This window comes from Thermococcus sp. ES12 (assembly GCF_012027515.1).
In the GTDB taxonomy this organism is placed as follows: domain Archaea; phylum Methanobacteriota_B; class Thermococci; order Thermococcales; family Thermococcaceae; genus Thermococcus; species Thermococcus barossii.
Genome location: NZ_SNUP01000001.1, coordinates 496622 through 523144, shown reverse-complemented (window position 1 = coordinate 523144; position 26523 = coordinate 496622). Strand labels below are relative to the sequence as shown.

Here is a 26523-nt window from a genome sequence, read left to right as displayed (position 1 = left end):
CACCATTTGAACGTTGAACTGTAAGTATAAAAAGGTTGTGAGGTAACGTTATAACCTCTCACGACGAGTTCGTAGGGGTGGTTCTCATGATGCTACACGGGGAAGTCGTCGGAAGCGAAATCCCGCGCTTCAAGCACCGATGGTTCGGAATCCTTGAGGTGGAGGCGGAGGGAGAGAGGTATTCCCTTTACATGACTGGCAACGTGGCGCAGTGGTTCCTGAGCGGGGACGAGGTCGAGATTGAGGTTTTAAGCGGGCCGAAGGAGACGGATGGGCTTAAAGTTCTCGACTTCGACGACTACCGCCTCTGGAAGTTCCACGGAGGGGACAGAATCCCTGTATGGCCCCTCTTTGAGAAAACCGTTGAGGCCAAGCGCTACTCCTCCCTCACCGGCGAGCTTCTCTACACCTACAAGCTCCGGGCGAGAGAAGCTAAATACGAGAGCGACTTCGAGGCCATAGCCGAGCTCGAACAGTACCACTACGCCAGCCAGAAGGAGAAGGTCGCCCTCTGGCGCTGTGAGAACGGGCACATCTTCGAGGCCAACACCAAGCAGGCCTGTCCTGTATGCGGTGCGGAAAGCCACATCCTGGAGATCAAAGGTTCGACCCCGGCCTCGCGCTTCCTGATCCTTGAGCTCGTTGAGCGCGAGGAGTACGAGCCGAGGATTCTGAGCTACGTCCGCGTTGACCCGCCGATACCGCTGATGCACCGCAGGCTTCCGAACGGCGAAATCGAGAGGAACATCCGCGAGAGGGTCTTTCCTAAAGAGTGGTTCCACCCCGCCTTCTGGCCAGAGCGCATAATGAAGGAACTCTACGAGGAGCTCAGGAAGAAGTACAGAAAACGAGTCGCCCGCTCCTACCTGTGGGAAAAGGCCAAGTGGAAGGCCTTAGCTGAAACCAACACCGCTGGAGCCAGAATCGCGCGCGTTGTCGTTCACCCCGACTACCGCTCCGACGGGCTGGGGCAGCTGAGCGTCAAAGCCGCCCTTGAGTGGATAGCCGAGCGTAGGGTTCCGGAGATGAGGAAGAGAAAGCACGTAGTCGAGACCATCGCCCAGATGGCTCGCTACAACCCCTTCTTCGAGAAGGTCGGCTTCAAGTTCCTCTGGGAGACCGCGAGCGGAAGGCCCGTCCTGTTCTATCCTCTAACCGAAGAGGCGAGGGAGTACATCGAGCGCTTCCTCCGCGAGGATCATTATGCGCCGGAGGACGGGAAGCTGTGGAGGCCGAGCTACGGGAAGGTCGAGCCTTTGGAGGGGCCGATAATCTTCAGAAACGTCTCAAAAGTTTTTGAGAGCGAGCTGGACATCAAGGGCCTGCCAGAGGAGATTCAGGAGCTTTTGAAGGCCTTCGGGGTCAGGCACCGCGTCATTCAGAGGCCGGTTTTGAGGAACCTCAACTTCGAGATAAAGCCCGGGGAGCTTATAGCCGTTGTTGGCGCGAGCGGTGCCGGGAAGACGACACTGCTGAGGCTCATCCTCGGCTCTGCGAACGGCTGGTGGGAGGAGCGCTTCAGGCCGACGGAAGGAAAAATCGAGATGCCCAAGAACGTCAAGGTCTCCGTCATGATTCCCGGCGAGTTCGAGCCTGGCTTTGGCTCAGAGAGTATACTGGAGCACGTTTACAGGAAGATTAAAGACATAAACGCCGCGGTGGAGATACTCAACAGGGCCGGGCTGAGCGACGCGGTTCTCTACAGGGCCAGGTACAGTGAGCTGAGCACTGGGCAGAAGGAGAGGGCCAGGATAGCGTCGCTTTTGGCAGAGAAGCCCAACCTTCTCATGATAGACGAGTTCGCGGCTCACCTCGACACCCTCACGGCCATGCGCGTTGCGAAGAAGGTCGCCGAGATAATCCGCGAGGCAGGGATAACCGCGCTAATAATCACCCACCGGCCGGAGGTTCTCAAGGCCCTTGACCCAGATAAAGTCCTCTTCGTGGGCTACGGGACTGCCCGGCTTCAGGCTAAACCGGGATACCCGGAAGGGGGCCGTGAATGAGCCTCAGCAGGCCAACGAGGATGGGCTGATGGATCAGGTAGATGAAAAGGGTGTGCCTCCCTGCAAAGGCGAGGAAGTGAATCAGCGGATTAGAGGGAAGAGCCATCTCCTTCTTTCTCCTCCCGTTGGGATAGAGAAAGCTCCCTAAAGACATTCCAAGGAGGAAGACCCCGAACCAGGGGAATATCGGGAAGTAATCCGGGGCAGAGTAGTTCTCCGGCATTATCCCAACCGGCAGGAGCCAGATACCGTCGTGGAGGTTCCTGACGACCAGGTATCCGAGGATAAAGAACGCCGCCCAGAGCGCGTTGAATCTGCCAAACCGGTAAAAAAACACTCCAAGGAGGGTCGCGGTTCCAAGGAGATGGAGAACCCCGAAATGTATGGTCATTCCCAGGGAGTACGTGATGACCGTAATCAGCATTCCCAGACCGAAGAGCTTGAAGAATCGCCGGAGGTACTTTCCGTACGGCTTTGGGGTAGTCTCCAGCGTTCTGGAATAGCTTATCCACATGGAGAGGCCCGAGGCGAACACGAATATTGTAGCGGTTGTTATGGCAAAGGCCATCCAGAAGGTTCTGTGGGACGAGTAATTGAGAAACAGCTGGAGGTCCGTGACGAAGTTTGACACCACCATCATTGTTATTCCGATGCCGCGGAGCAGGTCTATCTCCCAGTAGCGATGGTCGATGTACACCTCGGAGCCGAACATAGAACGGGTTTATACCTCATACTAAATAGGACTTTCGCTCAGAGAAGGACGCAGAGCAGGTCAAAGAGAACCGACCCAAGCCAGTGGAGGAGGAAGCTTGGAACGAAGCTTTCGCCCTTGAGGTCAAGCTTGGCAAAGATTATCCCGGCCACGAACGAGTATGGAACCTCTATGCCGGGCTTTCCAATGTGAACGAGCGCGTATGGCACATCCTGGGCGAGAATGCCGAGCCATTCGTTCTTTCTGGCGAGGGGGAAGAGAATAATACCCCTGTAAAATGCCTCGTGGGAAAACATTATCAGCCCAATGGCCAGCTCCTTGAGGATGAAATCACCCCAGCCGGAGTATTCGAATATGGGATAATACTCCTTCATCGCGGGTATTGTTGTACCGTAGAGGCTCAGCGGGACGGTGAGGATGAAGAGAACGAGCGCCCACATGTAGCCGGTACGCTTCCCAATTCCAACGCCGAGCTCATTTCGTTCAAAACCCATCGCCCTTGCAAGTAACAGGGGGGCGACAAAGTAGAAGAGAAAGTTGTAGCCCGCCCAGCGAAAAATTCCACCATCACTGTACCTAACTGCAAGGATGAAAGGAAGAGAGATAACGTAGAGAACCCAGGGGTTTCGCTTGAGCCTCATGGAGAAAAGTTGGGAGAGGAGGATAAAAGTCTTTCACTCCTCCCTCTTCTCATCGACTTCCTCGGCGGCCTTGGCCTTCTTCTTGCTGGTTGTTTTCTTTGTGGTCGTCCTCCTGGTCTTCCTGCCCTTGGTGCTCTTTCTCGTGGTCTTCTTCTTGGGCTTCTCCTCCTCGCCCTCCTCGGTGACCTCTTCCTTCTTTTCCTCGGCTACCTCAACGTCTCCTGCCTCCGCCGGTGCCTCTTCAACCACGGTGGCCTCTTCCACCTTTTCCATGGGCTCTTCCGTGGTCTCTTCAGCCGCCTCTTCCTCGGCCTCCTTCTCCTCCCCGGTCTTCTCCACGAGAGGCTCGCTGACCTCCTCCTCGAGCTCCACCACTTCCTCCTCGGGCGGCTTGAGGAGCTCGTCAACGGAGGGCTTGAAGGTGACCTCCTCGTAGCCGATGAACTTGAGGTCGCTCTCAAGGAGTATCTCACCCAGAACGAGGGTGTTCCTGTCGACCTCGTTGATGAGCTGACCAAAGTCAACGGTGACGTCCTTCTCACCGACCTCGATGATGACCTTCTCGGTGTCAACCCTTGGCATGCGGAGCTCTATGAGGGCCTTGACCTTCTCTATCGGGTCCTCAATCTTCTCGACTATCTCAACCTCGTAGACGAGGTGTTTGCCCGCGTAGGGATGGTTGAAGTCGACCCTCACACGGCCGCCGCTTACGGTCATGACCCTGCCCTTGAGCTTCCTCCCGCCCTCGGTCTCTATCTCAACCGGCATTCCCGGGAACGGGTAGATGCCCTGCCTCCTGAACTGGCCGAGGGTGAAGGTCTTTATGAGCTTGGGGTCGCGCTTGCCGAAGCCCTTCTCGGGGGGGACTATTATCTCGTACTTCTCCCCGACCTCAAGGCCCTCAAGCTGCTCATCGAGACCCTTGAGCACGTGACCCGCCCCAACGGCTATTGGAACCGGGCCGTAAATACCGTTCTCGTTGTATATCCCGGCTTCCTTGGCAACCTCCTCGTAGGTGGTGTCAAAAACCTCGCCGGTCTCCTTGACCTTTCCGGTGTAGTGGAGCCTTATGACGTCTCCCTTCTGAACCTTCATCATCGTAACCTCCTTTCACTGCTCTAACCCCGATTGAAGGGGTCGGTTTTTAAGCTTTTGCCGGGTTCGGAAATGTTAAAGGTCATGCCCAAACTTGCCCGGAGCGAAGGCGATAACCTAATAAAAGAGCCTTGCAAAGTTCCCCCGGTGGTGAGAAGATGGCCATAAGAGTGTACAACACCCTGACGAAGCGGAAGGAGGAGTTCAGGCCCCTGAGGGATAATGAGGTCAGGATGTACGTCTGTGGGCCTACGGTTTACGATTACACTCACCTCGGTCACGCCAGAACGTACATAGCCTTCGACGTTATCCGGCGCTATCTGGAACACAGGGGCTACACCGTTCTCATGGTCATGAACTTCACGGACATAGACGACAAAATCATCAAGCGCGCGAATGAGACCGGTGAGGATCCAAAGGAGCTGGCCGAGAGGTTTCTCCGCTACTTCCTTGAGGACATGAAGGCTTTAAAGGTCAAGCCGGCGGACATATACCCGCGCGTTACCGAGCACATAGAGGACATCATAGAGTTCGTGAGAAAGCTCCAGGAGAGGGGCTATGCCTACGAGGGGAGCGATGGGGTTTACTTCGAGGTTCAGAGGTTTAAGGACTACGGCAAGCTGAGCGGGATAAAGCTCGATGAGCTCAGAAAGGGAGCACGAGTCGAGCCTGGGGAAGGCAAGAGGAACCCGGAGGACTTCGCGCTCTGGAAGAAGGCCAAGCCAGGCGAGCCGAAGTGGTCTTCACCGTGGGGCGAGGGAAGGCCGGGCTGGCACATCGAGTGCTCCACGATGAGCACCAAGTACCTCGGCGAGAGCTTCGACATCCACGGCGGCGGCAACGACCTCATCTTCCCGCACCACGAAAACGAGATAGCCCAGACAGAAGCATGCACAGGCCACGAGTGGGTTCGCTACTGGCTCCACACTGGCTTCCTGATGGTGAACGGGGAGAAGATGAGCAAGAGCCTCGGCAACTTCGTGACGATAAGGGAGATGCTGGAGCGCTACGACCCCGAGGTGATAAGGCTCTTCGTCCTCCAGAGGCACTACCGCTCACCCCTCGACTACACGGAGGAGGGCATGGAGCACGCCAAGAACAACCTTGAGAGGCTCTACAACACACTTGAGAACATCCGCGTGGCCATGGAGAGGGCAGAGATATCGTTCAAGTGGGGCGAGGAGGAGTTCGAGGCCTACGAGGCCATAAGGAGCGCGAGGGAAAAATTCTACGAGGCGATGGACGACGACTTCAATACCGCCGAAGCCATGAAGGCCGTCTTCGAGATCAGCAACGCCGTTAACAGATACCTGACAAAGGTCGAGAGGCCGAAGGAGAGCATCCTCCGCAAGGCTATGGAGTTCTTCAGAATCGTTAGCGAGGTCTTCGGAATCTTCGAGGACTACTTCAGGGAGCAGAGGGCGGGCGAGGAGGAAGAGCTGATAAGGCTCCTCATAGATGTCCGTGCCCAGCTGAGGAAGGAGAGGAACTTCGCCCTGGCGGACAGAATCAGGGCCGAGCTCAGGGAGATGGGCATTCAGCTGGAGGACACACCGCAGGGAACGGTGTGGAAGAGGGTTAAGGTCTGATTTCTCAACCTTCTTTTGCCATCTTCCCGTCAAAGCTCCGAGCGTAACGCTTAAATATAACCTTCCCCTTGCTCCGTTAAGGGAAATGCAATGAAGAAGTTTCCGGCTTATCTCGCTTCTTGGGACGACATAGAAAGGTGGGCAAAGGAAGGTGCCTGGAAGGTTCTGGAGGAGGGCTGGAGGCCCGACGTTATAGTCGGTCTCGCAAGGGGCGGCTGGATTGCGGCAAGGCTCTACTGCGACTACCTGGGAATCAAAGACCTCGTCAGCCTCAAGGTGGAGCACTGGGGTGTTACAGCAACTCCAGACGGAAAGGCAAGGCTCAAGTACGGCAGCAACTACGACCTGGGTGGAAAGAAGGTTCTCATCGTGGACGACATCAGCGACACCGGGGAGAGCCTGACGCTCGCAAAGAACTACGTCGAGGGGCAGAAGCCGGCAGAGGTGAGGGTTGCGACACTCCTCACGATCAAGGGCTCGCGCTTCAAGCCGGACTACTACGGCGAGGAAATAGACTGGGCCTGGATAATCTTTCCCTGGAACTTCGTCGAGGACATGATAAACCTCGTGAACAACCTCTTTGAGGAGAAGGAGGTACTAACAACCGATGAAATCATCGAGCTGTTCAAGGAGCTCCACGGCATCGAGGTGCCGAAGGGCAGGCTTGAGGAAGCCCTCCGCATGGCTGAAAGGAGGAAGATTTTTAAGTTCAGGGAGGGTGCCTGGCGCAGGGCATGATGAAGTCCGGGAAGTGGTAGCTTGAATAAGGAGAAAAAGGTCGAGGAGATCAAAAATCACAGCGTCTACGCCCGGGAGATATACGATATGCACAGCGACAGCATAGACAGGGTTCTCGAAGATTACGACGACCTCAAGGAGGACTACCTGAACGACCACTCGCGGGCGAGGATAGTGCGCATAGTCTTCAACGAGGACAACGGCCTCCCGCTGGCGATAGAGTTCAACAGGAAGGACGACAGCTTCAAGGGATTCACAATAGCCATAGGAAAGCCCCACATCAAGAGCAACGGAAATGAAAAGAACGGAGAAGAGGAATCTCCTCACGAAGATGCCAGCGGCTGAACGTAGAAGCCCATTTCTATCTCTTTTCCTGTAAATACCTCGTAGCTTGACAGGTAGTAGGTCGGGTTTCTGAAGAGCCTCGTACCGTAGCGGTCCGCCCCTGCTATCCAGACGATGTAGTTCTCGGGGTCATCGGGGTTCCTTACTGCCAGCAGGAGCGCTGCCGTGAGGTCGTCGCTCAGGTCAAGCCGGCCCTTCAGTACCGGATCGCTCTCGTTCTCCGTTATTATGAACGAATCGACGCTCCAGTTGGTGTTGTGCTCAATCACCCAGTAGTCCCCTTCCTTCACAAAGCGCAGTGGGAAGTGCTCCTGCATTTCAGCGACAATCGAGTTCGCGGCGGGGCCTCCAACGAGAACGAGGTTCTCCCCGAGTTCATCATCCGTTACATTCACGTCGGCCTTAACGACTATCTCCACGCTTCCGTTCCACTGGGAGTAGAAGGTCTTTAGGTTGTTGGCTATAAGTTCGGCGGTTTCTCTGTCGTATTCAGTTCCCTCCGGGTCCGGATTCTGCGTTCCGTAGACCACCACAACCTTTCCAGTAATGGCGCCCCTGTCAAACGCCCTCAGCGGGGTCACGGGGACACGTTTCTGATAGAGAACGGGGGCATTCTCCTCGGGAACTTTCTTCTTAAGCTCCTCGGCAATCTCTTGGATGTACATCCGGATATCCCCGTTGTTCCGGACCGACTCGTTGGCATATTTCCTGTAGAGTTCAACCATCTCATCGATCCAGAACTCACCCCATCCCCTCTGCATCCACATGGCGAGTTCGGCGTACTCTGGATCAACGTTCGCAATCGCGAAATCCTCCCAGCCATCCGCGAAGCCTTCGTACACCATCCCGTAGTCGCCCCAGAAGTGTATGTCATAGACGGCCAGATACGGCATGTCCTCTTCAATTGTGCTTTCAAGATAGCTGAGTTCCTCAGGGAGGGAATCGTAAAGGTTAAGCTCCCGAGTCGATATGTCGTGTCCCAGCTCATGGTACACCATGCCTAGGTAGTTAAGCCTGTCCAGGCCGGGATTGTTGAGGCAGTCCCTGTTGAGAGGCAGGCCAAACATCGTGTCCCTCGCAGTTTTGAGGCTCCACAGAGTTCTCTGGGGGATGCGTCGTACAAGGGGCTGAATCCCGGCGAGGCCGTAGACACCCCTCGGCCTGTACGCGTGGGCATGGAACGCCACCAGGTAAGGGTGGAGGAACTTAAATTCAATGCCGGTTAAATCCATATACCTACCCATAAAGTCCTTGGGAGGCAGCAGTTGCAGGGCACCAGCGTAGAGGTCTATATCTTTTTGATAGTACGCCTCATGGAGGCTGTAAAATTCCGAGAAGTCCGTTTCCTCCGCGAAGTCCCTCAGGGCCGTAAGGAACTCGGACATCCACTCCGTATCAACCCCCAGGAACCATGCGAGGTTCTTGATCTGGGAGGGCGGAACACCCACCTGCATCCCGGGAGGCAGGGAAAGGGCCACCTGGTCAAGGTATAGGAGGCGGTAGTCCCTCTCCGAGATGGAGTTGGCGCCAGTGAGGTACTCCCTCAGCATTCTCACGACTTCATGATTCCTGTACCGGCCGAACCACGATTCAACATCGTTGAGGTACTGCCCGCGATAGGTTACAAACGGGTCCTGCGGCCCATAGGCCAGGTAGTAAACAATTCCAAGGAGCTCGTAGTTCTGAGGAATGGCGACGGTCGTTTGGGAATCAAGGCTGTACGCACCGGCTGGAATGGCAGTACTGGCAAGGAAAAAAACTATTATTAATGCTACCAGTCTCTTCATGACGCCACCCTAGAGTATTTAGTTTTACACGCTTATAAACCTTTTCCGCCTTTTCCGACAGCTTTTAAAGCCCGGCACACTAATCGAATTAGGGTGACCGAAAATGAAGAGGCTGCTGGTAATCATGATGCTCCTCACGGGCATAATCGCACCGTTCACCGGCGCCGTGGATGATAGACCGCTCGTCGTCACCAGCATCGCACCACTGGCGGCAATAGTTCAGGACGCCTTCGGTGACTCGGTGGAGGTGGTCTACCTGATTCCCCCGGGAGCAGATCCCCACGAGTACCAGCTCACGGCAAGTCAGATAGAACTCCTGAGGGGGGCAAGCGTCATCGTAACGACCGGCGGCCATCTCCCGGTGGAGAAGAAGATAGCGGAGCTGAAGGAGGAGGGCACGATAACGGGCGAGGCGCTCTTCATTGACGACTACAAACGCGAGGGCTTCAGGTACCTCCCGGAGCACTGGTACGGGGGCAAGGACAATCCACACGGCGTCTGGCTTGACCCCACGAACGCTCTGGCCATCGCCAGAGCCACCGAAAAGGCCCTGGAAAAGACCGACCCCGCAAACGCAGAGAAGTACCTTGCCGGATACAGAGATTTCGAAGCCAGGGTAAGGGCGATAACGGAGGCGTACCTGGCCATTGTTGATGGGAACCTCACGGCGGTTATACAGATGCCCCCAGACCAGTACGCTCTGGAGTGGCTTGGAATCAAAGCAATCGCCTCGATAAAGCCGGAGGAGGAAGTGCCGGCCATAGGGGTGGATGAACTTGTCCCCACAGCGGCCAAGGCAGACGTCGTGGTCTACGCCGTGGACAGCCCAGACCAGCTAAAGGACGCGGCGAGGGAACTGGCAGCCAAGAGCGGAAAGCCGTCCGCGGAGATAAGGGTCTTCTGGAAGGACGAGCCCTACACGAAAGTCCTCATGGAGAACAGCGCCGCCGTCGTCAAAGCCCTCGGAGGAAAGCCACCGGAAAAGATACCCACACAGAGAAGCGACGTCACTCAGTATGTGGTAATCTCGCTCGTCGTTGGGCTCGTTCTTGGAACGGCCCTGGGGGTAATACTGAAGAAGTGATGGGTCTTTGTTTTCACTTTTCTTAATGGGGGAAACAGAAATGGAAAAAGAAGGGTAATCACTCCCTCTTGTATGGCCTTCCGTCCCACTTCGGCGGCCTGGCCTTGCCGATGATTCCCGCCACGATGATAATGGTCATTATGTATGGCAGCATGAGGATGAACTGCCCGGGGATTATGTGCTTCGGTGCCAGCCACGTGGCGAGGGCGTCGAAGAATCCGAAGAGCCAGCCGCCTATCAGGGACACGAGCGGGTTCCAGCCGCTGAAGACCATGTTGGCCAGCGCTATGAAACCCCTGCCTCCCGACATCGTCTTGTGAACCAGGCCGAGCCAGTCAACGCTCATGAAAGCCCCACCGAGACCGGCGAGGGCGTGTCCGTAAACTGTGGACCAGAACCTGTACTTCTCGACGTTGATGCCCAGCGCGTCTGCCGCCTCGGGGTTTTCACCGACGGAGCGGACGCGCAGACCGAGCGGCGTCTTGAAGAGCACCCACCAGGTTACTATGGCTATCGCTATTGTCACGAAGACCATGGGGCTCAGCTCGCCGTATGGGGTTCTGATGTGCCACATCTGCGCGTCATCGGGAAGCTGGTGCTGCCCGGCGGTTCCCCAGTAGGCCAGTATGCCGAAGGGAACCACACCGAGCGCCAGGAGGTTGATGCCTATACCCGGAATGACGTGGTCTCCCTTGAGGTACACCGTGAGGGCGCCGTGGAGCATGCCAAGCAGGACGCCAACGACTATTCCGCCGATGAGGCCAACTATGGCGTTGTGCGCAAGTTCTGCGAATATCGCGCCGAAGAATGCGCTCATCAGGAGAACACCCTCGTAGCCGATGCTGACCACACCGGCGCGCTCGCTCCAGGCGGCGCCGACGCTGGTGAGCACTATCGGCACCATGGCCATGAGGGAGGTGAACAGTATTGTGAGGACGTCACCAACGTTCATTGGGCAGCCCCCCTGTGAATGGCCTTCTTAATCAGGTCGTAGAGGCTCGGAATGGCAACGGTTATGACTATGATTCCCTGGATGACCTTGATGATTTCGAGCGGAACCTGTGCCTGAGCCTGCATCAGGGCCGTTCCAGCGCGGAGCATTCCAAAGAATATCGCCGCGAGGATTATTCCGAGCGGGTGGTTTCTGCCGACCAGAGAGACACCGATACCGTCAAAACCGAAGCCGTAGATGTTAGCTCCTCCCTGACTGATGGCATAGGTGGGGCCTTCACCCATAATCTTCATGGCACCTCCCAGTCCGCTGAGCAGACCGCCGATGAGGAAAGACCACATAACGGCCATCTTGGGGTTCATTCCGGCGTAGCGTGCCGCCTTCTCGTTCATCCCGCTGGCGCGCATTCCGAAGCCCATTGTTGTGTGCCAGAGTAAGAAGTACGTCAGAAGGGCCGCTACCACCGCGATTATGATGGCTATTGAAAGGCCGTAGCCAATCTCCGGGAGTCTAGCATCAACAGGAATCCTGATGGTCTTGTTGGGGTCGTTGGGGTTGGCGTATGGTCCGACTATAAGCCATAGCACGAAGAACCAGCCGATCCAGTTGAGCATTATCGTGGATATGACCTCATGGACGCCGCGATAAACCTTGAGAACCGCGGCCGGAAGCGCCCAGAGAGCTCCAAGGAGCATGCCCATGACAAGGCCGAAGAGCATGTTGTCCCAGACGTTGGTGAATATCACCGCCGCTATTGCACCGAAGTAGAAGGAGCCCTCTGCACCTATGTTGAATATTCCCGTTCTGGTGCCTATCGCAAAGGTTAGTGCCGTGAGCATTATGGGCGTCGCGTACTTGAGGGTCGAGGCGATTCCCCTGGTGGAGCCGAGCGCACCTTGGAAGAGCCAGTAGTAGGCCTCGAAGGGGTTGTAACCGAAAGCCAGAAGAACTATCGCACCTATGAGGAAGCCGACGAATATGGCTATGAGGCTCTCGATGAACGGACGGAAGTTCAGGGATTTGAGGAGCTCACTTCCTGATTTCTTCATAGCGGATACCTCCCATCATCATACCAATCTCTTCCGTGGTGACCTCCTCGGGCTTCACAATGCCCATGAACTCGCCCTCGTATATTATTCCCATCCGGTCGCTGAGCTGGACGACCTCGTCAAGATCCGCGGATACAAGGAGAACCGCCTTACCCTCGTTCCTGAGCTTCACGAGGTAGTTCCTGATGTATTCCGTGGAGGCGACGTCAACGCCCCTCGTAGGCTGGGAAGCCACTATGAGCACGGGCTTCTTGCTGACCTCCCTTGCAACGATGAGCTTCTGCTGGTTGCCGCCGCTGAGGCTCTTGACGGGGGCATCAACACCCGGAGCGACGATTTCGAACTCCTCTATGAGCTGTCTGGTGTGCTCCCTGGCCCTGTTCCAGTCTATCGTCCCCTTCCAGCGCTGGAACTCCTTCATCCACTGGAGACCGAGTATCGCGTTCTCCGTGACGGTCATGTTAAGTATCAGCCCCATACGGGTCCTGTCTTCAGGGATGTGAGCCATTCCAGCTTCATAGAGTTCCCTTGGACTCCTGCCAGTTATCTCCACTCCGTTTAAAAGAATCTGTCCCTTTTCGGGCCTTCTGAGTCCGGTGATGGCCTCGATGAGTTCTGTCTGACCGTTGCCCTCAACACCTGCTATCCCGAATATCTCGCCGGCCCGTACCTCAAATGACAGCCCCCTGACGGCTTCTTCGCCCCTGTCACCCTTCACCCAGAGGTCCCGTATCTCAAGTATGGGCTCTCCAGGCTCCTTGGGCGGCTTCTGTATCCTGAGAACGACGTCCCTTCCCACCATCATCCTTGCCAGCAGCTGGGGCGTTGCCTCACTCGTGTTGACTGTTCCTATAACCTCGCCCTTTCTGATAACCGTAACGCGGTCCGTGAGCTCCATGACCTCGTTGAGTTTGTGGCTGATGAAGATTATCGTCTTGCCCTCCGCCTTGAGCTTTTTGAGCACTGCAAAGAGTTCCTCAACCTCAAGGGGCGTCAGCACGGCCGTTGGCTCGTCGAGTATCAGAACGTCAACGTCCCTGAAGAGCATCTTGAGGATTTCAATCCTCTGCTGGACTCCCACCGGGAGGTCCTCAACCGGGACGTCCAGGGGGACTTTGAAGTTCAGGTCTTCCATGAGCTTCTGAAGCTTTTCTGTGGCCCTATCAACATCAATCTTTGAGAACAACCCGTGGCCCTCCATGCCGAGGATTATGTTATGGAGGGCATCGAAAACCTCAACGAGCGTGAAATGCTGGTGAACCATGCCGATGCCATGAGCTATAGCATCGGAGGGGCTCTTAAACCTGACCTCCTCACCCCTTATGAATATTTTACCCGAGGTTGGATGAAGCATGCCGAAAAGGATCTTCATAAGGGTGGTCTTTCCGGCGCCGTTCTCACCGAGGAGACCCAAAATCTCACCTTTATACACTGTAAGGTCAACGCCCTTAAGGGCCTTAGTGCCGTCGGGATAGACCTTGACGATTCCCTTCATCTCGATTATTGGCGTCCTCTCCATTACAGCACCCCCTTAAAGTGGAGAAAAGAAAGGGGTTAAGAGCTCACTTGGCGAGCTCCATCATTTCCTGCCAGGTCTTGGCGGCGCGGACCTTCTCTATGCCTTCCTTGTCCATCGGAGCCGGGACCTTTATAGTTCCGGTTATTATCTTACCCTTGAGGTCGTTGACGGCCTCCCATATCCAGGCCGGAACCTGGGCCCTGGTCTGCTCAAGGTATTGCTTGAGTTCGTCCTTGCTGTTGAAGCCGAGGTCCTTGAGTTTCTGCTTCTGGGTGTCCTCCGGGAGAGAGTTGAACATTGCCATGACGTCGTCAACGCTGCTTATGCCGACACCGTCTTCCTTAAGGCCGAGCTCGACTATGCCTCCCTTGAAGGTGCCTTCCACGGCATCCTTAACGGCGGTGTAGACACCGACATCAACGCGCTTCATCATGCTGGCTATTATGACGCCCGGCTTGATCCAGTCCTGGGCAGAGTCAACACCGATTGCAAACGGCGGACCCATCTTCTTGCCCTGGGAGTCGAGAACCTCTGAAACGGCGTCGAAGACACCGAGTCCGGTTCCGCCGGCGACCTGATAGATGACCCATGCTCCCTGGGCGAGCTGGGCCCTGGCAGCGGCTTTACCCTTGGCTGCGTCGTTAAAGGTTCCGGTGTACTGGTAGATGACGTCTATGCTGACGTCATTTCCGGTCTTCTGCTTGTAGTAGTCCTCAGCCCACTTGACACCGAAGCGGTAACCTGCCTCAAACTTGTAGAGAACAGGTATCTCCATTCCAAGGACGATTCCAACCTTGTCCTTGCCGTCGTTGGCCGCTATGAGACCAGCGAGCGCACCGGCAAGGGCAGAACCCTCGTTCTCCTTGAAGAGGATGCTCATGACGTTGTCCTTGTCAGGAATGTAACCGTCTATTATGGCGAACTTCTGGTCCGGATACTCATCGGCAACCTGCTTAACCGCGTCGGTCATCATGAAGCCGACGGCTATGATGACGAGGTACTTCTTCTGGCTTGCGAGGGTCTCAAGGTTCTTGACATAGTCGTCCTCACTGTTGCTCTGGAGTTCCACCAGCTCCAGATTGAAGTCCTTTGCGGCCTTGGAAGCTCCAAGGTAGGCCATGTCGTTGAAGCTCAGGTCACCCCTGCCACCGACATCGTAAACTATGGCAATGGCGCCCTTGGTCTGAGTTTCTTCCTTTCCTGGAGAAATACATCCGCTGGCCACTACGCCGAGAGCCAAGAGGCCAATTAAAAACAGGCTAAACAGCTTCTTCATGCTAACACCCCGCAAGTTTTCAAAGGTATAGCATTAAAACGCAATATATACTTTATGGTTCTCTGGGAGCCGAAAATTTGAGAAAGAATTTTAACCTCGGAGTAAAAGTTTTTTGTGATGACCATGCTGAAGAAAATAGCCGAATTAAATTCGGGAGCGGTTTTAATTACCGGCGACGGGAAGAGACTCGCGAGAATATACCTGAGTGCATGGGGGAAAACGGGAAGGCGCATACTTGCGGAGTATCTGCCGTTTCAGATCGACGGTGACGTTTACATAGGCTCACCCTTCGAGAGCGACGACTTCGATGTCTACCTCATAGTCAACCCGCTCTCACGGTCAAAGGCTGAGAGGGCAAAGCTCAGGGAATGGCTGGGGAGTCACAGGGACAGACTCGTTCTGCTCTACGAGCACAAGTACGTGAAGGACTCAATAACGCGCTATGGAATTAGGGAATTCATTGATTATTTAATAGCATACAAGAGGGAAACCGTCGGCTTCGAACGAGTGGACGTCATGCGCCTTGAGAACGGCAGGGTGGTGGAGAGCAAAACCTACGTCAGGAGGTACTGAGTTTATAAGAGGTTCGGATAGAGTTGAACCGCCCGATGACGAGCGGTTTCGGGTCTGAAGTATGATGACACCAGCTATCGCCGAGGGCATCTTCATAATAATTATATAGGCATAAGTCCCTCGCTCATCAGGTGATGAACATGCTTGGAAAGCTCAAGGAGAAGTTGGGCTCATTCGTTGAGAAAGTATCGCAGACTGAAATAAGCGAGAAAGACGTCGAGAACGCCCTCTGGGACCTGGAGATAGAGCTTCTCGAAGCGGATGTTGCACTTGAGACCGTCGAGGAGCTGAAGGAGAGGATAAAGGAGAAGCTCGTCGGCCAGAAGGTCAAGATAGGAACCAACAAGAAGGCTTTGGTTGAGGAGGCCGTTCGCGAAGCGGTCCTGGAGGTTCTCACGCCTGAAAAAAGGATTGACCTCCTGGAGATGATACGCTCCAAGGAGGGGAAGCCCTTCGTCATAGCCTTCGTGGGCTTCAACGGGAGCGGAAAAACCACGACCATAGCCAAGCTCGCCCACTGGCTCAAAAAGAACGGGCTGAGCGTCGTAATAGCGGCGAGCGACACATTCCGTGCCGGGGCAATAGAGCAGGTCGAGGAGCATGCAAAGCGCGTCGGGGTCAAGGTCATAAAGCACTCCTACGGTGCCGACCCAGCGGCGGTAGCCTACGATGCAATCCAGCACGCGAAGGCCAGGGGACTTGATGTCGTCCTCATAGACACCGCCGGGAGGAACGAGCTGAGCAGGAACCTCATGGATGAGATGAAGAAGATAGCGCGCGTTACAAAGCCAGATTTGGTGATATTCGTCGGCGACAGCCTTGCCGGCAACTCGGTGGTGGAGCAGGCGAAGCAGTTCAACGAGGCGGTGAAGATCGACGGAGTAATCCTCACCAAGCTCGATGCGGACGCGCGAGGCGGTGCGGCGCTGAGCATAAGCCACGCTATAGGCGCGCCCATACTCTTCGTCGGCGTCGGCCAGGGCTACGATGACTTAAAGCCCTTCGACGAGAAGTGGTTCGTGGAGAGGATTTTTGGAGAGGGGTGAAACGTTTCATACCGAGACGGATGTTCCACCCCACACCATAAGGCAGAGGATAAACGAGACTATGAGTGACGTGGCTATCCATATCAGCCTTTCCACTCTTCTTATCTGGCCGTCCAGTCTTATACCTGGGAGGCTGTACAGGACCACCGAGACTGCTGCAGGTACGAAAAAGGAAATCCATGACCTTTCGAAGATGTCCAAGAGAAGAATCGTTATTAAAACGACGGCAAGGGAAGGAACTCCAAATGCTACGAGTTTGCCCCATTTCTTCCAGAGGCCGAGGATGATTGCGATTAGGAACGGTGCTGTTGCGAAAAGGACGAAAGTTGCTGACGGTCCAAAGTGAAAGTCGCAGATTGGATATGGGTGTATTTGAAGGCAGAATGCTTTAACATAATACCTCGAAGGGAGTGAAACCATGAGCAGGAACTCCCACGCAGGAAAGATGAAAAGATAGAGGAGCGAGCGAAGTCTCATGAATTCACCTCCTCTTAGGAATTACCTTCACAAGGTGAGTATCTGAGCCCCAGTTGCCCCATGCAAGATAGTGTTCGCGCATGTTCCGTCCATCATGAACCACCACGTAGATGGTATCCGCTTCTTCGGGGGAATCACTGTTTGGACATATCCGGAAACACTTGATAACCTTTGTGTGGACAGAAATTAATACGTCGGCACGTTACTCCTCCCCAAACCGAACCTGATGGATACAATTGCATGCTAGGAGACGTAAAGATGTGTCAAATGACTAAAAGTTCGTATAAGTCCTCAAGATCAACCCTCGCAGTCATGTCTATGTTTATCGGCGTCACGCTGACCTTTCTCTCCACCTTTAGGGCGTAAGCATCGGTCCCCGGCTCGAACTCCTTACACTTTCTTCCAACTATCCAGTAGTAGGGGTTACCCTTGGGGTCTATGCGCTCCTCTATGGTAGGCCGGTACATTCTGTGGGCGAGCCTCGTGACCGCTATCCCTGTTTCCTCGCTGGCATCGCTTGGAACGTTCACGTTAAGCATGTCAACGCCATCGGGAAGTCCGTTCCTCAGAACCGCTCGGGCCACCTTTCTCAGGAAGTAAGAGGCCACTGAAAAGTCAACCTCGTTTCCCTCCCCGAATTTGTACTTCTCCCTGCTGACCTCAAGGCTTATCGCTATGCTTGGAATTCCATTGGTGGCGGCCTCTATGGCGGCCGAAGCTGTTCCCGAGACCGTTATCTCGGTGCTCAGGTTTTCCCCAAGGTTGATGCCGCTTATCGCCAGGTCGAACTCCGTAAAGCGCGCTAGGGCGAATATCACACAGTCCGTTGGAGTTCCGTCTATGCCGTATGCTATCTTCGCCCCCGGGACGTCAACGAGCTTGGCTCTGAGGGGCCTGTGCAGGGTCATGGCCCTTCCGCTCGCACTCATCTGATAGAGGGGCGCGACAACGTAAACCTCCCCAAGGCCTGCCACCGCCTCGACGGCGGCCCTCAAGCCCCTTGAATAAATCCCGTCGTCGTTCGTGATGAGTATCCTTGGCATGGTTTCCGTTAAGCCCTCACCTTTAAAAACCCTAACTTCCAGCGAGGCTTAGGTGAGAGAATGACCTACTGGACGAGCGAGGACAACGTCGCTGGAAAGCCGGGAACGGCACTGTTCATCATACTCCCGACTATAGGCTGCTACCGCTTCAGGATTAACCAGGCCTGCTACATGTGCGCATATCCAACGGCAGCGCCCAAGGTTAGGTGGAGCCAGGACGCGATAGTGGACTACGTGAGAGAGGCTTTGAAGAAGATTGAGGGAAAGGAGGGTCCCTTCGCCGTGAGGATGTTCACCTCCGGCTCTTTCCTCGACAACGGTGAGCTGAAGCCCGAGACGAGGAGGAGAATCTTTGAGATTCTCTCTGAAATCGAGGAGGTCAAGGAGATAGTTATCGAAAGCCGGAGCGAGCTGGTTCGCTACGATGCCGTTAAGGAGCTGGCCGAGATAGTCCCCGGTAAGCACTTTGAGGTTGCGATCGGCCTTGAGACAGCAAACGACGATATTGCCGACGTCTCAATCAACAAGGGAAACACCTTCGAGGACTTCGTTAAGGCGGCGGAGATAACACACGAGGCAGGAGCGAAGGTTAAGACCTACCTCCTGCTGAAGCCCATCTTCCTGGGCGAGAGGGATGGAATTGAGGACATCAAGGAGAGCATAATCAAGGCAGAACCCTACACTGATACCTTCTCGATAAACATCACGGACATCCAGAAGGGGACGCTCTACGAGAGGCTATGGGAAAAAGGTGAATACCGCCCGCCCTGGCTCTGGAGTGCGGTCGAGGTTCTAATCTGGGCTAAGAAGCGCTTCCCGAACAAGAGGATCCTCAGCGATCCGGTGGGGGCTGGTTCAAAGAGGGGACCCCACAACTGCCTCACCGACTACGACAGGGTCATAGGCAGGGCAATAAAGAAGTTCTCCGCGACTCAGGACATCAGCTACATCGAGAATCTCAAGCCCGAGTGCCGCGAGAAATGGGATTACATAGTCGAGAACGGCCTCCTCGACTGGCAGCTGGTGACGTGGTGAAGTTATTTCGCTTTTGAAAGAATTTTCATGCTTTCTTTTCGCCCTTTTTATAACGCCCCTCGTGATTCTTTGATGCACATTTATGTGCACCCACGAAAGCTTTAAATGTTGACAAACGTAAAAGGGCTTAACAAATCTTGGGTGATGCTTATGCCAGATGTCGAAGGGAAAACCGTGGTCGAAAGGGTTGACTACCTCGTGACCGGCAAGGCGGAAGGAATCGTTGAAATCGACGTGGACACTTTTCTGTGCAAGGGCTGCGGTATCTGCGTCGAGATGTGCCCCAGAAAGGTCTTTGAGTGGAGCAAAGAGCTGAGCGAGAAAGGTGTCCACTATCCCGTTCCCGTTCACGCCGAGAAGTGCGTCAAGTGCAAGCTCTGCGAGCTCCTCTGCCCCGACTTCGCCATAGCCGTAAGGTGGTGACTATGATTATTCGCGGTGATGAGCCTGAACAGCTCAGGCTCCTTAGAAAGCTCTACAAACCGGGCAACTACTTCATGCAGGGTAACGAGGCGGTCGCTTACGGCGCGCTCTTCGCCGGCTGCCGCTTCTACGCAGGCTACCCAATAACTCCGTCGAGCGAGATAGCGGAGACGATGGCTCGCGAGCTTCCGAAGCTCGGTGGCTACTACCTTCAGATGGAGGACGAGATTGGGAGCATAGCGGCGATGGTCGGAGCCTCCTGGACCGGGTTCAAGGTCATGACGGCAACGGCCGGACCCGGGTTTAGCCTAATGCAGGAGAACCTCGGCTACGCTGTGATGACGGAAACGCCGCTCGTCCTCGTTGATGTCCAGAGGAGCGGGCCGAGCACGGGACAGGCGACGAAAGGAGCTCAGGGCGACTTCTTCCAGGCCAGATGGGGAACCCACGGCGACCATCCGATAGTTGCACTCTCGCCGACCAGCGGGCAGGACGCATTCTGGGAGACGATACGAGCTTTCAACATCGCCGAAAAGCTGAGAACTCCGGTTGTGGTTCTCTTCGATGGAGTGCTCGCCCACACAAGGGAGCAGATAAGGATTCCGGACGTCTCGGAGGTGGAGATAACCTACCGCAAGCTTCCTGCAAATGAGGAGGAGGCTAAGCTTCCCTTCGGCGACCCCCACGGCGACGGTGTCCCACCGATGCCGCTCTTCGGCCACGGCTACTTCACCCACGTCACCGGCTCTACCCACAAGGAGAACGGGCTGAGGGACGTCTACACGCCAGAGGTCCACGACAGGCTCGTGAGGAGAATCCACCGGAAGATAGAGAAGAACCGCGAAGTTTACGAGAGGTACGAGGAGCACTTCACGGACGATGCTGAAATACTCGTCGTCAGCTGGGGTGTGACAGCCCGTCCGGCCCTCGGTGCGGTTCTGAAGGCGAGGGAGGAAGGGATAAAGGCCGGCCTCTTCGTGCCGAAGACCGTCCACCCGTTCCCCGGTGAGAGAATGAGGGAACTCGGAAAGCGCGTTAGGGCAATCCTCGTCCCGGAGATGAACCTCGGCCAGATGATAATCGAGGTCGAGCGCTACGTCAACGACGACGTCCTGCTGAAGGGGGTTAACAAGATCGGCGGCGTTCCCCTGACCGTTAAGGAAATTCTGCGCGAGATAAGGGGTGTTGCCTGATGGCGAAGGAAATCTACTCAACCTACCCCATGGTTAAGTACCTCCGAAAGGAGGCCCTGCCCACGGCACTCTGTCCCGGCTGCGGCGGTGGAACCGTTCTCAACGCCTTTGCAAACGCAATAGACCAGCTCAAGCTCGACCCGAAGGACCTAGTTGTCGTCAGTGGTATAGGCTGCTCCGCCTGGATAGCCTCGCCCTACTTCCTCGCTGATACGCTCCACACGACCCACGGGAGGGCGATAGCCTTCGCGACCGGCGTCAAGGTCGGTTTGCCGGACAAGAAAGTCGTCGTCATAAGCGGTGACGGCGATCTGGCGAGCATAGGCGGGAACCACCTCCTGCATGCGGCGAGGAGGAACATAGACATAACGGTCATCCTCGTTAACAACTTCATCTATGGAATGACCGGAGGCCAGCTTGCCCCAACGACGCCCTTTGGAGCCAGAACCACGACCAGCCCGTACAGGAACATAGAACACCCCCTCCAAATCTCCGAGACGATAGCGGCAGCTGGGGCCAGCTACGTCGCCAGATGGACCACAGCCCACGTCTACCAGCTAATCGAGAGCATAAAGAAGGCCCTTAACGTTAAGGGCTTCTCGCTCGTCGAGGTTATCTCCCAGTGTCCGGTCCAGTACGGGAGGAGGAACAGGATGAAGGAGCCGGCCGAGATGCTCCGCTGGTTCCTCAAGAACTCAGTCCCGGTCAGCAGGGCGAAAAACATGTCACCTGAGGAGCTTGAGGGTAAGTTCGTCATAGGGGAGTTCGTGAACCGTGAAAGGCCGGAGTTCGTCACTGAACTCAACAAGCTGATAGACGAGATTCAGGAGCATTTCGGCCTTAAGGAGGATTGAGAACCATGCAGGTTAGGTTCGCAGGTATAGGCGGTCAGGGCGTCGTCCTGGCCGGGGTTATACTCGGAGAGGCCGCAGCCATAGAGGGCCTCAACGTCCTCCAGACCCAGGACTACAGCTCCGCGAGCAGGGGCGGTCACTCCATAGCGGATGTGATAATCTCGAAGGAGCCGATTTACGATGTCATGGTCACCGAGGCGGACGTTCTCGTTGCGCTCGCCCAGCTCGGCTACGACACCGTAAAGGACGAACTGAAGAAGGATGGGCTTTTGATAGTGGATACAGACCTCGTAAAGCCGGACAGGGACTACATCGGTGCCCCCTTCACGAGGCTCGCCGAGGAGAACACGGGACTCGCTTTGACCGTTAACATGGTGGCCCTCGGTTATCTCGTGGCTAAGACCGGCGTTGTGAAGAAGGAAAACGTTGAGGAGGCCATAAGGAGACGCGTCCCGAAGGGGACCGAGGAGATAAACATCAAGGCCTTCAGGGTTGGTTATGAGGAGGGATGCAGATGAGATACCCCTTCCCGGTCGGTAAGAGCGACTTTATTCAGGGCGACGAGGCCATAGCGAGGGCAGCTATCCTCGCCGGCTGCCGCTTCTACGCAGGCTACCCGATTACACCTGCCAGCGAGATATTCGAGGCTATGGCCCTCTACATGCCGCTGGTTGATGGTGTGAGCATACAGATGGAAGATGAGCTCGCCAGTATGGCGGCCATAATAGGCGCCTCCTGGGCCGGAGCGAAGGCGATGACCGCCACAAGCGGCCCGGGATTCTCGCTGATGCAGGAGAACATCGGCTACGCGATAATGACCGAAACCCCAGTCGTCGTCGTTGATGTCCAGCGCGGTGGACCCTCAACGGGACAGCCGACGCTGGGGGCGCAGGGAGACATAATGCAGGCCATATGGGGAACCCACGGTGACCACATGCTCATCGTCCTCAGTCCCTCCACCGTTCAGGAGGCCTTCGACTTCACGGTAAGGGCCTTCAACCTGGCCGAGAGGTACAGGACACCCGTGGTTCTGCTCACAGACGCGGAGATAGCCCACATGCGTGAAAGGGTTTACATCCCGAATCCCGACGAGATAGAGGTTGTCGAGAGAAAGCTTCCCGCAAATGAGGAGGAGGCTAAGCTTCCCTTCGGCGATCCCCACGGCGACGGAGTACCGCCAATGCCGATATTCGGGAGGGGATACAGAACCTACGTCACCGGCTTGACCCACGACGAGTACGGAAGGCCAAAAACGGTTGACGCCGAGATCCACGAGAGGCTCATAAGGAGAATATTCAACAAAATCCTCAGCCACAAGGACGAGATCATAAGCTACGAGAAGTTCATGCTTGACGATGCAGAGATAGCGATAATAAGCACGGGCATCGTTTCCCGCTCCGGCGTGAGGGCGGTTAAGATTCTCCGCGAGAAGGGAATCAAGGCGGGCCTGCTGAAGCTCAACACGATATGGCCCTTCGACTTCGACATGATTGAAGAGCTCGCGGAGCAGGTTGAGAAGATATACGTCCCGGAGATGAACCTCGGACAGCTCTACCACCTCGTCAAGGAAGGGGCCAACGGGAAGGCGGAGGTTGAGCTCATACCCAAGATAGGCGGCGAGGTTCACACTCCGATGGAGATAGTCGAGAGGGTGGTGGGCTGAATGTACCTGAAGTCCGCTTACGATATTCGAGACAAGTACCTGAGGAAGGACATGCTCCCGACGATATTCTGCCCCGGCTGTGGGATAGGCTCGGCCCTACAGTACACGCTCCGCGCGATAGACGACCTTGGTCTCGACCCGGACGAGATAGTCTGGGTCAGCGGAATAGGCTGTTCCTCCCGCGTGCCTGGATTCGTCAACTTCGACGGCCTCCACACGACCCACGGGAGGGCTTTGGCCTTTGCAACAGGCATAAAACTCGCCAATCCGGACCTCAAGATAATCGCCTTCATGGGCGACGGAGATGCCGCGGCAATAGGCGGAAACCACTTCATCCACGCCATAAGGAGGAACCTCGACGTCACGGTGATACTCATCAACAACTTCACCTACGGGATGACCGGCGGCCAGGTCGCACCGACTGCCCTGAAGGGCCTGCGCGGAACGACCGCTCCCTACGGCCAGTTTGAGAACCCCTTCGACATAGCTGACCTCGCTGTCTCTGCCGGAGCCAACTACGTGGCCAGGTGGAGCGTCTTCAACTACCTCCAGGGAATCAACAGCATAAAGAAGGCCCTTCAGAAGGAGGGCTTTACCCTGGTCGAGTTCCTCTCTCCGTGCCCGATAAGCTTCGGAAGGAGGAACAGGATGAAGACGGCCCCGGAGCTTCTCCGCTGGTACCAGAAGATAACCGTCCCGCTGGCGAAGGCGAAGAAGATGTCGCCGGAGGAGCTTGAGGGCAAGATAGTCATTGGCGAGTTCGCCGACAGGGACAGACCGGGGCTCGTGAGGGAGTACGAGGCCTACAAGAAAAGAGCGAAGAAGATGATGGGGTGGGAGGAATGAGGAAGGAGATACTCTTCAGCGGCTTCGGCGGTCAGGGAGTTATACTCGCCAGCGTCATCCTCGGAAGGGCCGCGGCCGTTTACGAGGGGCTCTACGCCGTCCAGACCCAGGCCTACGGTCCCGAGTCCAGAGGCGGAGCAAGCAAGGCGGAGGTCGTCATAAGCGACGAGCCCATAGACTACCCCAAGACCCTCCACCCGGACTGCGCGGTGTTCTTCTCCCAGGAAGCGTACAACAAGTACCTCCACACGGTAAAGGAGGGCGCGAGAATCATTGTGGAGGAAGAGCTCGTCCCGCACCGCGATGCGGAGTTCGAGAAGAAGCTCAACGTGATAGCCCTCCCGCTGACCGAGATAGCCGAAGAAACGACTGGCCTAAGCCTCACGATGAACATCCTCACCCTGGGAATCCTGACGGCCTGGACGGGAGTTGTCAGCAGGGAGGCCATAGAAAAGGCCGTTCTCGACGCCGTTCCCAAGGGGACCGAGGAGATAAACCTCAGGGCGCTCCACAAGGGATTCGAACTTGGGGAGAAGGCTAAGAGTGGTGAGCTTTGAGCTCCTGGAGCTCCTCGAGTATCTCTCCCTCCCTTCTTTTCAGCCTTTCCAGCTCCCGCCTGTAGGCCATCTCGATTGACTCAAGATGCTCCCTCGCCTCTTCCCCGCTCACCTCCACCAGGAGGCCCGAGAGAAGGCGGTAAAGCTTCCTGTCCCCAGATTTAAGATACTTCTTCGCCTCATTGACCTCCGCCAGCTTGAGCTCCAGCGAGGCCCTCAGCTCCCTGAGCCTCTGGAGCTCAAGCTCCTTCTCGTACGCCCTCACCAGCTCCATCGTCCACCCTCCGAAAAAAGAGGAAGGGTCACTCCTTCTTCTCCTCGGGCTTCATCTTCTCAAGCTCCTTGAGGAGTTCCGTGACCTTCCTGCCGTCCTCCTCTATCTTCCTGAGCAGGGCAAGGCGCAGCTCCATCAGGGCGTTTATGCGCTTCTCGATGTTCTCCCTCGCCTCCTCGATGCTCGCCCCGACCAGTATGCCGGCTCCAACGTCCATTATGACATCGTCAGGCTTCTCTATCTTGCCTTTGATGGCTATGCCGCTGCCGAGCGGGATGTATATCTCCTTGCCCTCGCCCTTCTCCTTGATGTAGGCAAGCGTCGCATCGACGGTGCGGAGGTTGCTTATGGTTGCGTCGATGACCCCGACCTGGCTCCTGAGGTACTCTATCTCGCCGAGGTAGCTCCTTATCTCGTCCTGTATCCTCTCGGGGGTTCTCTTTACCTTCGCCATGCCCACCACCTCCAGCCTGTTCTCATATTTTAGTTACTTTTTGTATTTAAAAGTTTTTCGCCGTTAGGGTTATTAACTCCCGACGCGAGAGAAGAACATGCTCACCAACGAGACCAAAGAGCGGACGTGGCACGGGCCCGTAAAGCTCGCCGACAGCTTTTTCAAGCGCTTTAGGGGGCTGATGCTGGCAAGGCACGTCAACCACGCCCTCGTCTTCATCCTTCCCGCCGAGACCAGGGCCAACGCCTCGATCCACATGTTCTTCATGCTGAGCGATATAGACGTGATATGGCTCGATTCGACGAGGCGCGTCGTCGATTTCAAGACCGCCAGGAAGTGGCGCCTCTACGCTCCCAGAAAGCCGGCCAAATACATAATCGAAGGCCCCGTGGGGATTATAAAAGCGCTTGACGTCGAGGAGGGCGACCTCATAAGCTGGAGCCCGAGCGAGGAGAAGGAGCGGGCCGTCCCGGTGAAGGTGTCCCTTCCAGATGGCTTCTCATTCGACAAGGGCACCAACGGGATGGCCTTTACGGAGGGCGTGGGGGAAGTGAAAGCGGAGAATCCTTAAAACTCAAACTCCACCCCGTTCTCGTCGCCCTCCCAGAGGACTATTCGTTTCAGCCTCACGCCATCGGGGAGGCGCTTTTCAACCTCCTCGGCTATCCACAGGGCAACGTTCTCGGTCGTCGGGTTGTCGAAGAGTTCGTTTAAGTTCCCGTGGTCGAGCTTGCCAATGACTTCCCCAACGAGCCTTCTCAGCTCAAGGAAGTCAATCACGTAACCCCTCCTGAGTTCGCCCTCAACCGCGACCTCGAGCCTGAAGGTGTGGCCGTGTATTTGCTCTGGCTTTCCATTGATTATGACCGCGTGCGCGGCTTCAAACTTGAAGCGCTCAACCACCCTCGCCTTCATTCCACCACCGAAAACCACATCAATGGGAAGACCTTAAACCTTTGGGGTGGTATCATGGGATGCGGGATGGCCGTCAATGCCAACAGGGTGATAGCGGGGGGCGTCCTCGTCTTCGTTGAGCCCGAGGAGTTCCGGAAGTTCCTTGAGCTCAAGGAAAGGCCGCTCGTCATAGTTGGCGAGACGGGAGGTTTCAAGAAGACCAGGCTGACGATGACCACCTACGAGGGTGCGTTGATAATCACCCGCGGGGAGGTTGAGGTACCCGAAAGCGCCGTCCTCGTGAGGGCGGAGAACCTCTCCCTCGGCAAGTGATATATCCAACTCTGCATATTTTTCTCCCGACTTAATAACCCACCGTAATGTTTAAAACCCGCAGG

At 55.8% G+C, this 26523-nt stretch carries 30 protein-coding genes; 17 read left to right on the top strand and 13 right to left on the bottom strand.

Going from position 1 to position 26523, the window contains the following annotated elements; all coding sequences use genetic code 11:
• Nucleotides 1-86: 86 nt before the first annotated feature.
• Entirely contained in the window at nucleotides 87-2006 is a 1920-nt protein-coding gene (locus tag E3E37_RS02910) for a GNAT family N-acetyltransferase (protein WP_167715346.1), read from the top strand.
• Here the strand turns inward: E3E37_RS02910 and E3E37_RS02905 are convergent.
• Genes E3E37_RS02905 through E3E37_RS02895 form a run of 3 tightly spaced genes read right to left on the bottom strand, consistent with a single transcriptional unit; the run spans nucleotide 1972 to nucleotide 4457 of the window.
• On the bottom strand, nucleotides 1972-2718 hold the full coding sequence (locus E3E37_RS02905) for a heparan-alpha-glucosaminide N-acetyltransferase (protein ID WP_088864546.1): 747 nt from the start codon (nucleotides 2716-2718) through the stop codon (nucleotides 1972-1974). The genes E3E37_RS02910 and E3E37_RS02905 overlap by 35 nt on opposite strands.
• 38 nt (nucleotides 2719-2756) lie before the next feature.
• Nucleotides 2757-3359 carry a CPBP family archaeomyxosortase MrtA gene (gene mrtA, locus E3E37_RS02900; protein WP_167714688.1) on the bottom strand — a complete coding sequence of 201 codons (603 nt, stop codon included), beginning with the start codon at nucleotides 3357-3359 and terminating at the stop codon, nucleotides 2757-2759.
• Between the two features lie 33 nt (nucleotides 3360-3392).
• Nucleotides 3393-4457, bottom strand: a complete 1065-nt coding sequence (locus tag E3E37_RS02895) for a peptidylprolyl isomerase (protein ID WP_167714686.1) — start codon at nucleotides 4455-4457, stop codon at nucleotides 3393-3395.
• 155 nt (nucleotides 4458-4612) lie between these two features.
• Between E3E37_RS02895 and cysS the strand changes: the two genes are divergently transcribed.
• From cysS to E3E37_RS02880, 3 genes are all read left to right on the top strand, one after another.
• Complete coding sequence (gene cysS / locus E3E37_RS02890; RefSeq protein WP_167714684.1) at nucleotides 4613-6043, top strand: cysteine--tRNA ligase; 1431 nt, start codon at nucleotides 4613-4615, stop codon at nucleotides 6041-6043.
• A gap of 90 nt (nucleotides 6044-6133) precedes the next feature.
• Nucleotides 6134-6781, top strand: coding sequence for a phosphoribosyltransferase (locus E3E37_RS02885; protein WP_167714682.1), 648 nt, complete (start codon nucleotides 6134-6136; stop codon nucleotides 6779-6781).
• 21 nt (nucleotides 6782-6802) lie between these two features.
• The gene (locus E3E37_RS02880) at nucleotides 6803-7126 is read left to right on the top strand and encodes a hypothetical protein (RefSeq protein ID WP_167714680.1); all 324 of its coding nucleotides are present in this window, start codon (nucleotides 6803-6805) and stop codon (nucleotides 7124-7126) included.
• Here E3E37_RS02880 and E3E37_RS02875 read toward each other — a convergent pair.
• The gene (locus E3E37_RS02875) at nucleotides 7105-8913 is read right to left on the bottom strand and encodes a DUF4932 domain-containing protein (protein ID WP_167714678.1); all 1809 of its coding nucleotides are present in this window, start codon (nucleotides 8911-8913) and stop codon (nucleotides 7105-7107) included. The two genes, E3E37_RS02880 and E3E37_RS02875, sit on opposite strands and share 22 nt — an antisense overlap.
• Before the next feature lie 103 nt (nucleotides 8914-9016).
• Between E3E37_RS02875 and E3E37_RS02870 the strand changes: the two genes are divergently transcribed.
• Complete coding sequence (locus E3E37_RS02870; protein ID WP_167714676.1) at nucleotides 9017-9997, top strand: metal ABC transporter solute-binding protein, Zn/Mn family; 981 nt, start codon at nucleotides 9017-9019, stop codon at nucleotides 9995-9997.
• A gap of 58 nt (nucleotides 9998-10055) precedes the next feature.
• Here the strand turns inward: E3E37_RS02870 and E3E37_RS02865 are convergent, their stop codons facing one another.
• Genes E3E37_RS02865 through E3E37_RS02850 form a run of 4 tightly spaced genes read right to left on the bottom strand, consistent with a single transcriptional unit; the run spans nucleotide 10056 to nucleotide 14793 of the window.
• On the bottom strand, nucleotides 10056-10949 hold the full coding sequence (locus E3E37_RS02865) for an ABC transporter permease (RefSeq protein WP_167714674.1): 894 nt from the start codon (nucleotides 10947-10949) through the stop codon (nucleotides 10056-10058).
• Nucleotides 10946-11998 carry an ABC transporter permease gene (locus E3E37_RS02860; protein WP_088864537.1) on the bottom strand — a complete coding sequence of 351 codons (1053 nt, stop codon included), beginning with the start codon at nucleotides 11996-11998 and terminating at the stop codon, nucleotides 10946-10948. Before E3E37_RS02860 ends, E3E37_RS02865 begins: the two co-directional genes overlap by 4 nt.
• Nucleotides 11979-13517 (bottom strand): ABC transporter ATP-binding protein, encoded by a 1539-nt coding sequence (locus E3E37_RS02855; RefSeq protein WP_167714672.1) that lies wholly within the window; start codon nucleotides 13515-13517, stop codon nucleotides 11979-11981. The genes E3E37_RS02860 and E3E37_RS02855 overlap by 20 nt, the downstream gene beginning before the upstream one ends.
• A 43-nt stretch (nucleotides 13518-13560) precedes the next feature.
• A complete protein-coding gene (locus E3E37_RS02850; protein ID WP_088864535.1) occupies nucleotides 13561-14793 on the bottom strand; it encodes a BMP family protein in 1233 nt (410 codons plus the stop codon).
• Nucleotides 14794-14916: 123 nt separating this feature from the next.
• Here E3E37_RS02850 and E3E37_RS02845 point away from each other — a divergent pair, with 123 nt between their 5' ends.
• Together E3E37_RS02845 and ftsY are read left to right on the top strand one after the other, a co-directional pair.
• Entirely contained in the window at nucleotides 14917-15366 is a 450-nt protein-coding gene (locus E3E37_RS02845; RefSeq protein ID WP_167715343.1) for a hypothetical protein, read from the top strand.
• A gap of 140 nt (nucleotides 15367-15506) precedes the next feature.
• Entirely contained in the window at nucleotides 15507-16412 is a 906-nt protein-coding gene (gene ftsY, locus E3E37_RS02840; protein WP_167715341.1) for a signal recognition particle-docking protein FtsY, read from the top strand.
• 6 nt (nucleotides 16413-16418) lie between these two features.
• Here the strand turns inward: ftsY and E3E37_RS02835 are convergent, their stop codons facing one another.
• Nucleotides 16419-16889, bottom strand: coding sequence for a hypothetical protein (locus E3E37_RS02835; protein WP_167714670.1), 471 nt, complete (start codon nucleotides 16887-16889; stop codon nucleotides 16419-16421).
• Between the two features lie 263 nt (nucleotides 16890-17152).
• Nucleotides 17153-17932: a 5'/3'-nucleotidase SurE gene (gene surE / locus E3E37_RS02830; protein ID WP_167714668.1), complete on the bottom strand. Its 780-nt coding sequence runs from the start codon at nucleotides 17930-17932 to the stop codon at nucleotides 17153-17155.
• 60 nt (nucleotides 17933-17992) lie between these two features.
• Between surE and E3E37_RS02825 the strand changes: the two genes are divergently transcribed.
• The 8 genes from E3E37_RS02825 to E3E37_RS02790 all read left to right on the top strand — a co-directional run bounded on the left by E3E37_RS02825 (nucleotide 17993) and on the right by E3E37_RS02790 (nucleotide 24503).
• The gene (locus E3E37_RS02825; RefSeq protein ID WP_167714666.1) at nucleotides 17993-18967 is read left to right on the top strand and encodes an archaeosine biosynthesis radical SAM protein RaSEA; all 975 of its coding nucleotides are present in this window, start codon (nucleotides 17993-17995) and stop codon (nucleotides 18965-18967) included.
• 150 nt (nucleotides 18968-19117) lie between these two features.
• Nucleotides 19118-19390 carry a 2-oxoglutarate ferredoxin oxidoreductase subunit delta gene (locus E3E37_RS02820; RefSeq protein WP_167715338.1) on the top strand — a complete coding sequence of 91 codons (273 nt, stop codon included), beginning with the start codon at nucleotides 19118-19120 and terminating at the stop codon, nucleotides 19388-19390.
• A 2-nt stretch (nucleotides 19391-19392) separates the two neighbouring features.
• Entirely contained in the window at nucleotides 19393-20583 is a 1191-nt protein-coding gene (locus E3E37_RS02815; RefSeq protein ID WP_167715336.1) for a 2-oxoacid:acceptor oxidoreductase subunit alpha, read from the top strand.
• Nucleotides 20583-21437 carry a 2-oxoacid:ferredoxin oxidoreductase subunit beta gene (locus E3E37_RS02810; protein ID WP_167714664.1) on the top strand — a complete coding sequence of 285 codons (855 nt, stop codon included), beginning with the start codon at nucleotides 20583-20585 and terminating at the stop codon, nucleotides 21435-21437. The genes E3E37_RS02815 and E3E37_RS02810 overlap by 1 nt, the downstream gene beginning before the upstream one ends.
• Before the next feature lie 5 nt (nucleotides 21438-21442).
• Complete coding sequence (locus E3E37_RS02805) at nucleotides 21443-21955, top strand: 2-oxoacid:ferredoxin oxidoreductase subunit gamma (RefSeq protein WP_167714663.1); 513 nt, start codon at nucleotides 21443-21445, stop codon at nucleotides 21953-21955.
• Nucleotides 21952-23100, top strand: a complete 1149-nt coding sequence (locus E3E37_RS02800; protein WP_088864525.1) for a 2-oxoacid:acceptor oxidoreductase subunit alpha — start codon at nucleotides 21952-21954, stop codon at nucleotides 23098-23100. The genes E3E37_RS02805 and E3E37_RS02800 overlap by 4 nt, the downstream gene beginning before the upstream one ends.
• Nucleotides 23101-23946, top strand: a complete 846-nt coding sequence (locus E3E37_RS02795) for a 2-oxoacid:ferredoxin oxidoreductase subunit beta (RefSeq protein WP_167714661.1) — start codon at nucleotides 23101-23103, stop codon at nucleotides 23944-23946. It abuts the gene before it with no gap.
• A complete protein-coding gene (locus tag E3E37_RS02790) occupies nucleotides 23943-24503 on the top strand; it encodes a 2-oxoacid:ferredoxin oxidoreductase subunit gamma (RefSeq protein ID WP_088864523.1) in 561 nt (186 codons plus the stop codon). Before E3E37_RS02795 ends, E3E37_RS02790 begins: the two co-directional genes overlap by 4 nt.
• Here the strand turns inward: E3E37_RS02790 and E3E37_RS02785 are convergent.
• Together E3E37_RS02785 and pfdA are read right to left on the bottom strand one after the other, a co-directional pair.
• Entirely contained in the window at nucleotides 24484-24777 is a 294-nt protein-coding gene (locus E3E37_RS02785) for a prefoldin subunit (protein WP_088864522.1), read from the bottom strand. The two genes, E3E37_RS02790 and E3E37_RS02785, sit on opposite strands and share 20 nt — an antisense overlap.
• A gap of 28 nt (nucleotides 24778-24805) precedes the next feature.
• On the bottom strand, nucleotides 24806-25231 hold the full coding sequence (pfdA, locus tag E3E37_RS02780) for a prefoldin subunit alpha (RefSeq protein ID WP_014787861.1): 426 nt from the start codon (nucleotides 25229-25231) through the stop codon (nucleotides 24806-24808).
• Between the two features lie 97 nt (nucleotides 25232-25328).
• Between pfdA and E3E37_RS02775 the strand changes: the two genes are divergently transcribed.
• Nucleotides 25329-25802 carry a DUF192 domain-containing protein gene (locus tag E3E37_RS02775; RefSeq protein ID WP_167714659.1) on the top strand — a complete coding sequence of 158 codons (474 nt, stop codon included), beginning with the start codon at nucleotides 25329-25331 and terminating at the stop codon, nucleotides 25800-25802.
• Here the strand turns inward: E3E37_RS02775 and E3E37_RS02770 are convergent.
• Nucleotides 25799-26146 (bottom strand): 6-carboxytetrahydropterin synthase, encoded by a 348-nt coding sequence (locus E3E37_RS02770; protein WP_167714656.1) that lies wholly within the window; start codon nucleotides 26144-26146, stop codon nucleotides 25799-25801. The two genes, E3E37_RS02775 and E3E37_RS02770, sit on opposite strands and share 4 nt — an antisense overlap.
• Before the next feature lie 54 nt (nucleotides 26147-26200).
• Between E3E37_RS02770 and E3E37_RS02765 the strand changes: the two genes are divergently transcribed.
• Nucleotides 26201-26458 carry a hypothetical protein gene (locus E3E37_RS02765; RefSeq protein WP_167714654.1) on the top strand — a complete coding sequence of 86 codons (258 nt, stop codon included), beginning with the start codon at nucleotides 26201-26203 and terminating at the stop codon, nucleotides 26456-26458.
• Nucleotides 26459-26523: the final 65 nt, after the last annotated feature.

What these genes read in the sequence shown, in the direction of transcription:
- E3E37_RS02910 (WP_167715346.1), top strand. Translation starts at nt 87, where the DNA reads ATGATGCTACACGGGGAAGTCGTCGGAAGCGAAATCCCGCGCTTCAAG.
- E3E37_RS02905 (WP_088864546.1), bottom strand. Translation starts at nt 2,718, where the DNA reads ATGTTCGGCTCCGAGGTGTACATCGACCATCGCTACTGGGAGATAGAC.
- mrtA (WP_167714688.1), bottom strand. Translation starts at nt 3,359, where the DNA reads ATGAGGCTCAAGCGAAACCCCTGGGTTCTCTACGTTATCTCTCTTCCT.
- E3E37_RS02895 (WP_167714686.1), bottom strand. Translation starts at nt 4,457, where the DNA reads ATGATGAAGGTTCAGAAGGGAGACGTCATAAGGCTCCACTACACCGGA.
- cysS (WP_167714684.1), top strand. Translation starts at nt 4,613, where the DNA reads ATGGCCATAAGAGTGTACAACACCCTGACGAAGCGGAAGGAGGAGTTC.
- E3E37_RS02885 (WP_167714682.1), top strand. Translation starts at nt 6,134, where the DNA reads ATGAAGAAGTTTCCGGCTTATCTCGCTTCTTGGGACGACATAGAAAGG.
- E3E37_RS02875 (WP_167714678.1), bottom strand. Translation starts at nt 8,913, where the DNA reads ATGAAGAGACTGGTAGCATTAATAATAGTTTTTTTCCTTGCCAGTACT.
- E3E37_RS02870 (WP_167714676.1), top strand. Translation starts at nt 9,017, where the DNA reads ATGAAGAGGCTGCTGGTAATCATGATGCTCCTCACGGGCATAATCGCA.
- E3E37_RS02865 (WP_167714674.1), bottom strand. Translation starts at nt 10,949, where the DNA reads ATGAACGTTGGTGACGTCCTCACAATACTGTTCACCTCCCTCATGGCC.
- E3E37_RS02860 (WP_088864537.1), bottom strand. Translation starts at nt 11,998, where the DNA reads ATGAAGAAATCAGGAAGTGAGCTCCTCAAATCCCTGAACTTCCGTCCG.
- E3E37_RS02855 (WP_167714672.1), bottom strand. Translation starts at nt 13,517, where the DNA reads ATGGAGAGGACGCCAATAATCGAGATGAAGGGAATCGTCAAGGTCTAT.
- E3E37_RS02850 (WP_088864535.1), bottom strand. Translation starts at nt 14,793, where the DNA reads ATGAAGAAGCTGTTTAGCCTGTTTTTAATTGGCCTCTTGGCTCTCGGC.
- E3E37_RS02845 (WP_167715343.1), top strand. Translation starts at nt 14,917, where the DNA reads ATGCTGAAGAAAATAGCCGAATTAAATTCGGGAGCGGTTTTAATTACC.
- ftsY (WP_167715341.1), top strand. Translation starts at nt 15,507, where the DNA reads ATGCTTGGAAAGCTCAAGGAGAAGTTGGGCTCATTCGTTGAGAAAGTA.
- E3E37_RS02835 (WP_167714670.1), bottom strand. Translation starts at nt 16,889, where the DNA reads ATGAGACTTCGCTCGCTCCTCTATCTTTTCATCTTTCCTGCGTGGGAG.
- surE (WP_167714668.1), bottom strand. Translation starts at nt 17,932, where the DNA reads ATGCCAAGGATACTCATCACGAACGACGACGGGATTTATTCAAGGGGC.
- E3E37_RS02825 (WP_167714666.1), top strand. Translation starts at nt 17,993, where the DNA reads ATGACCTACTGGACGAGCGAGGACAACGTCGCTGGAAAGCCGGGAACG.
- E3E37_RS02820 (WP_167715338.1), top strand. Translation starts at nt 19,118, where the DNA reads ATGCCAGATGTCGAAGGGAAAACCGTGGTCGAAAGGGTTGACTACCTC.
- E3E37_RS02815 (WP_167715336.1), top strand. Translation starts at nt 19,393, where the DNA reads ATGATTATTCGCGGTGATGAGCCTGAACAGCTCAGGCTCCTTAGAAAG.
- E3E37_RS02810 (WP_167714664.1), top strand. Translation starts at nt 20,583, where the DNA reads ATGGCGAAGGAAATCTACTCAACCTACCCCATGGTTAAGTACCTCCGA.
- E3E37_RS02805 (WP_167714663.1), top strand. Translation starts at nt 21,443, where the DNA reads ATGCAGGTTAGGTTCGCAGGTATAGGCGGTCAGGGCGTCGTCCTGGCC.
- E3E37_RS02800 (WP_088864525.1), top strand. Translation starts at nt 21,952, where the DNA reads ATGAGATACCCCTTCCCGGTCGGTAAGAGCGACTTTATTCAGGGCGAC.
- E3E37_RS02795 (WP_167714661.1), top strand. Translation starts at nt 23,101, where the DNA reads ATGTACCTGAAGTCCGCTTACGATATTCGAGACAAGTACCTGAGGAAG.
- E3E37_RS02790 (WP_088864523.1), top strand. Translation starts at nt 23,943, where the DNA reads ATGAGGAAGGAGATACTCTTCAGCGGCTTCGGCGGTCAGGGAGTTATA.
- E3E37_RS02785 (WP_088864522.1), bottom strand. Translation starts at nt 24,777, where the DNA reads ATGGAGCTGGTGAGGGCGTACGAGAAGGAGCTTGAGCTCCAGAGGCTC.
- pfdA (WP_014787861.1), bottom strand. Translation starts at nt 25,231, where the DNA reads ATGGCGAAGGTAAAGAGAACCCCCGAGAGGATACAGGACGAGATAAGG.
- E3E37_RS02775 (WP_167714659.1), top strand. Translation starts at nt 25,329, where the DNA reads ATGCTCACCAACGAGACCAAAGAGCGGACGTGGCACGGGCCCGTAAAG.
- E3E37_RS02770 (WP_167714656.1), bottom strand. Translation starts at nt 26,146, where the DNA reads ATGAAGGCGAGGGTGGTTGAGCGCTTCAAGTTTGAAGCCGCGCACGCG.
- E3E37_RS02765 (WP_167714654.1), top strand. Translation starts at nt 26,201, where the DNA reads ATGGGATGCGGGATGGCCGTCAATGCCAACAGGGTGATAGCGGGGGGC.